Here is a 4267-nt window from a genome sequence, read left to right on the forward strand (position 1 = left end):
ATACATTATAAAATATATGTGAAAAAGGCTATTAGTGAATATCCACTAAATTTAAAAGTGTATAGGTTTTTAATTAAAGATTTAGTTAGAGGTATTTGGTAGCTAACATTAATTAAAATATTATTTTGAGATGGCTAAAAGGATATGAAAAAATATTGTTTATATAAAAATAATTTATATAATATAATTGTTTTAATGGAGGATGTGATATAAGTGGAAGATTTATATTATAATATAAATTCACAACAAATTATTTATTGTGATAATAACTGTATTCAACTTAATAAGTTTATAAACCCACTTTTTTTTGATACAGAAGAATTTCATCAGTATCATCAAAAGTTTGCAGAAAAAGTATATAGGATTTTTTTCTGCAATAATAATAAACAAATAGCATATTGCTATATAGGTTTAAAAAATGGAATAATGAAGGCTCCATATTCATCTCCATTTTCGATGGTTTATGTCAAAAATAAATATAGAATAAATCAAATATGCAGTGTAATTAAAGGTTTAATAGATTGTGCTGAAATATTGAAATGTGAAAAAATTATGTTTAGTTTGCCGCCTGAAATTTATTTACCAGAAGTAATAAATTCAGAGTGGGCTGCTTTTAGCAGTAATGATTTTAAAGTCGAAAAAATTGACATAAATAATTATTTTAATTTATTAAAATTTCAAGATAAAGAATTGTTTTTGAAAAAATCTATTCATTCATTAAGACAAAATTATAATATAGCATTAAAAAATAATTTAATATTTACTGAAATTCCTATAGAAAAATTCAAATTAGCCTATGATGTAATTAAAATAAATAGAAAAGAAATGGGGTATCCTTTAAAAATATCTGAAAATCAGATGAATGATTTAATACATATGAAAGAATTGACATGTAGGTGTTTTGGAGTAAAAAAAGAAGACAATTTTATAGCTACAGCTATTGTATTTGATGTTACTAAAGATATTAGTCAGGTCATATATTGGGGAGATATAGATAAATATAGAAAAATTCGTCCAATGAATATGTTAACAGTTAATATATTTGAGTTTTATAGGAATTTAGGAAAAAAGTATTTGGATATAGGTCCATCAAGTGAGAACGGAGTAATAAATAATGGACTTGCTGATTTTAAAAAATCTATTGGATGTGATAATAATATAAAAATTACTTTTAAATATGAACTTTAGAGGTGTATATAATGTTAGTTAATGATTTTATTATGGAACCTGATGAATATTTAACGCCTTCATATAGGATAAGTCCTTTTTTAACAGAAGATATTATAATAAATAAATATTTATCCTATTCAGATACATGTGATGAATATTTTTTAGATAGATTTAAAAATAGATCCTTTTGCTATACTACTAATGGTAGAGAAGCAATTAATATAGCTTTATCTAAGTTAAATTTAAAAAGTAATGATTGTGTAACTATATTTACAACAACTAATAACTTTTATATAAGTGGGTGTGTAACAAAAGAAATAGAAAAATTTTGTAAATGGTCAAGAAAAATTGAGAAAAATACTAAGGTTATATTTGTGAATCATGAATTTGGCTTCCCATATGAAAATCTTATGAAGTTAAAAAATTATAATCTACCTATAATTGAAGATTGTGCCCATTCATTTAATTCTAATAATATTGAAAATAGTGTTGGAAAGGTTGGAGATTTTGTTATTTTTAGTTTTCCTAAGTTTTTCCCTATACAAATAGGAGGATTGTTAGTATATAAAAAAAAATATAATGTTAATTTTAAATTAGATTTTAAACAAAAAAATTATATAAAAAAAGTCATATCTTTTTATATTGATAAAATTGACGATTGGTCAAAAGCTAGGTCTAAAAATTATACTTATTTAAATTATGCTTTATCTAGCATTGGAATATATTCTAGATTTAAATTAAAAAGTTATATAACACCAGGAGTTTATATGTTTAAGGTGAGTAATAACATAGATACTGATCTATTAAAAAAATTTTTATGGAAACAGGGAATACAATGCAGTGTTTTCTATAAAGAAAAAGTTATGTATATACCTGTACACAATAGATTAAAAAAAGAAGATCTGGATTATTTTATAGAGTGTATAAAATATTTTATAAATACGAGGTGATTGTATGGGAAATAAATTAATTCTTAAATATATAGATGAGAAAATTTTTGATTATTTAAATAAAAATATTGATATTATGCCAATGAGATTTAGCAAGCTTATAGCTAATTATTATCCTGATGCGAGAATTAGAAGAATTTATTTTGAAAGACTCGGAGTATATATGGGAGAAGGAACATATGCTAATTTAGGTATGAAAATTGTTATAGGTGAATTAAAGGAAAAGTATATGATACATATAGGAAACAATGTTTCCATAGCACCTAATGTAACGTTTGTAGTTGAATCGTCACCAAATAATTCAGATGTATTAAGTAACTTCGATTATATCAAAAATAAACTAATTAAAAGTGAGAAAATAATAGTTGAAAATGATGTATGGATTGGTGCGAATGTTACTATACTTCCAGGGGTTAAAATTGGAAAGTTTTCAATAATAGGAGCTGGTAGTGTTGTTACTAATGATGTTGAGGCTTATTCAATTTATGCAGGAGTTCCGGCGAAGAAAATTAGAGATTTAAGAGGTATAAATCATGTATAATTGTACACTATTAAAATTTAAAGATATTTTAAGTAAATATGGTCATTTAACTCCTATAGAAGGTTTCTATGATGTTCCTTATGAAATAAAACGAGTATTTTATATTTATGGAGTACCGCAAGGTAATGCAAGGGGATACCATGCACATAAAAAAACATATCAGACATTAATTTGCGTTAAAGGTTCACTGAAAGTAAAAGTAAAGACGCCAAATGATGAAGAAATATTTGTTTTGGACAATCCTGATAAAGGATTAATGATAGGACCTATGATATGGGCGGAGCAATTTGATTATTCTGAAGATGCAGTGCTGTTAGTATTGACATCTGAATATTTTGACGAAAATGACTACATTAGAAATTATGATATATATTTAGAAGAAGCTAAAAAACGTTTTTAGCAATCTGGTAATATGTCAAGATAGTTTTTTAAAAGATTTCGATATGTTTTTCTTAAAAAAGGGTACACAAAATAAACGTTCGAATTTTTGACAAAAAAATCGAATGTTAGTTCGCCTTGATATGAAATTCGGTGTCTAATTTTTCACCGGTGTACAGTTGGTTTTTGACCAGCAAACCAAAAACCAGTCGTACGAATTTACGAGATGTCAACGCAAGTGCTCTTTTGTGCTGATGCTTCGGAACTTCGCTGTATTTTTTAGCGTAGTAGTCCCGATACTCAGGAATGTATCTTCTGACACTGTTGGCGGCTTCGCCAAGATAATAACGCAAATAAGTATTACCAGCTTTCTGCATACAAGTGTCTTCTCCATCGAAGTCACCAGACTGATTTTTTGACCAAGTAAGCCCTGCATACTTGGCTAAAGCATCAGATGAATGAAAAATATTTATATCGCCAATTTCAGCAATGATTCCAGCTGCAAACACAGGACCGATACCATTAATTGATTTGAGAATGGTAAGTGCATTAGGATTCATGCCTCTGATTGTTTTTTCAATGGCATCATCAATAGCCTTAATTTCTTTCTTAAAAGTATCAATACAGTTGAAAGAACTTGCCAAAGAGATGTTTAAAGGCTCATAAAGGCATTTGTCAAGGCGATAGGAATCCTTCGCAGCTTTCTTCAAAAGCTCAGTAGTTTTTGAAATATCTGCAATTCTGTTCCTGCTTTTTTCAGCAATGAATGTAAGCAGCTCTTCTTCAGGAGCATCGATAATCTCTTGAGGAGATAAATATTCTGTAAGGATAGCAGATGAAGCAGCACCATAAATGTTGCTAAATGGCTGGTTTCCTCCGCTAAGGAGCTGTAGTTCACTGAATTTGAGATATAGGTTAGAAACCATATATGTCTTCTCTCTAGTAATGCATTCTGTCAGATGCAAGCGATGTCTGGTAAGACGTTTTAAAGCCAAAAACTGGCTTCCACGCCAAGGCTGTATTTCGATTAAACCAGCTCTTGCAAAATCAGCAATAATAAAGGCATCCAAAAGATCCGTTTTAGCCATAGCAGTAAAGGCTTTCCTATAGTTAGCTGTCATCTTTGGATTTAGACAGAAAACATAAGGCTTGAATGGAAGCAATATTTCGCAAGTAGAAAGATGGTTCGCTATGTGAATGTTATAAACAGAAGTAGATTCCATAGCAA

5 protein-coding genes are annotated in these 4267 nt (G+C 28.1%); 4 read left to right on the forward strand and 1 reads right to left on the reverse strand.

Going from position 1 to position 4267, the window contains the following annotated elements; genetic code table 11:
• Window positions 1-213 precede the first annotated feature (213 nt).
• The 4 genes from CLCOS_RS18460 to CLCOS_RS18475 are packed head-to-tail and all read left to right on the forward strand — an operon-like array spanning window position 214 to window position 3061.
• The gene (locus CLCOS_RS18460; protein ID WP_063600398.1) at window positions 214-1188 is read left to right on the forward strand and encodes a hypothetical protein; all 975 of its coding nucleotides are present in this window, start codon (window positions 214-216) and stop codon (window positions 1186-1188) included.
• A gap of 11 nt (window positions 1189-1199) precedes the next feature.
• Window positions 1200-2120 carry a DegT/DnrJ/EryC1/StrS family aminotransferase gene (locus CLCOS_RS18465; RefSeq protein WP_063600399.1) on the forward strand — a complete coding sequence of 307 codons (921 nt, stop codon included), beginning with the start codon at window positions 1200-1202 and terminating at the stop codon, window positions 2118-2120.
• Window positions 2121-2124: 4 nt separating this feature from the next.
• The gene (locus CLCOS_RS18470) at window positions 2125-2661 is read left to right on the forward strand and encodes an acyltransferase (RefSeq protein ID WP_063600400.1); all 537 of its coding nucleotides are present in this window, start codon (window positions 2125-2127) and stop codon (window positions 2659-2661) included.
• Complete coding sequence (locus tag CLCOS_RS18475; protein ID WP_063600401.1) at window positions 2654-3061, forward strand: sugar 3,4-ketoisomerase; 408 nt, start codon at window positions 2654-2656, stop codon at window positions 3059-3061. Before CLCOS_RS18470 ends, CLCOS_RS18475 begins: the two co-directional genes overlap by 8 nt.
• A 106-nt stretch (window positions 3062-3167) precedes the next feature.
• Here the strand turns inward: CLCOS_RS18475 and CLCOS_RS18480 are convergent.
• The coding region (locus CLCOS_RS18480) for an IS110 family transposase (protein WP_082976977.1) at window positions 3168-4267 on the reverse strand (1100 nt) is incomplete at its 5' end.

The organism is Clostridium coskatii, assembly GCF_001675205.1.
GTDB lineage: Bacteria > Bacillota > Clostridia > Clostridiales > Clostridiaceae > Clostridium_B > Clostridium_B ljungdahlii.

Coding starts and splice junctions, on each gene's coding strand:
- CLCOS_RS18465 (WP_063600399.1), top strand. CDS start 1,200: ATGTTAGTTAATGATTTTATTATGGAACCTGATGAATATTTAACGCCT.
- CLCOS_RS18470 (WP_063600400.1), top strand. CDS start 2,125: ATGGGAAATAAATTAATTCTTAAATATATAGATGAGAAAATTTTTGAT.
- CLCOS_RS18475 (WP_063600401.1), top strand. CDS start 2,654: ATGTATAATTGTACACTATTAAAATTTAAAGATATTTTAAGTAAATAT.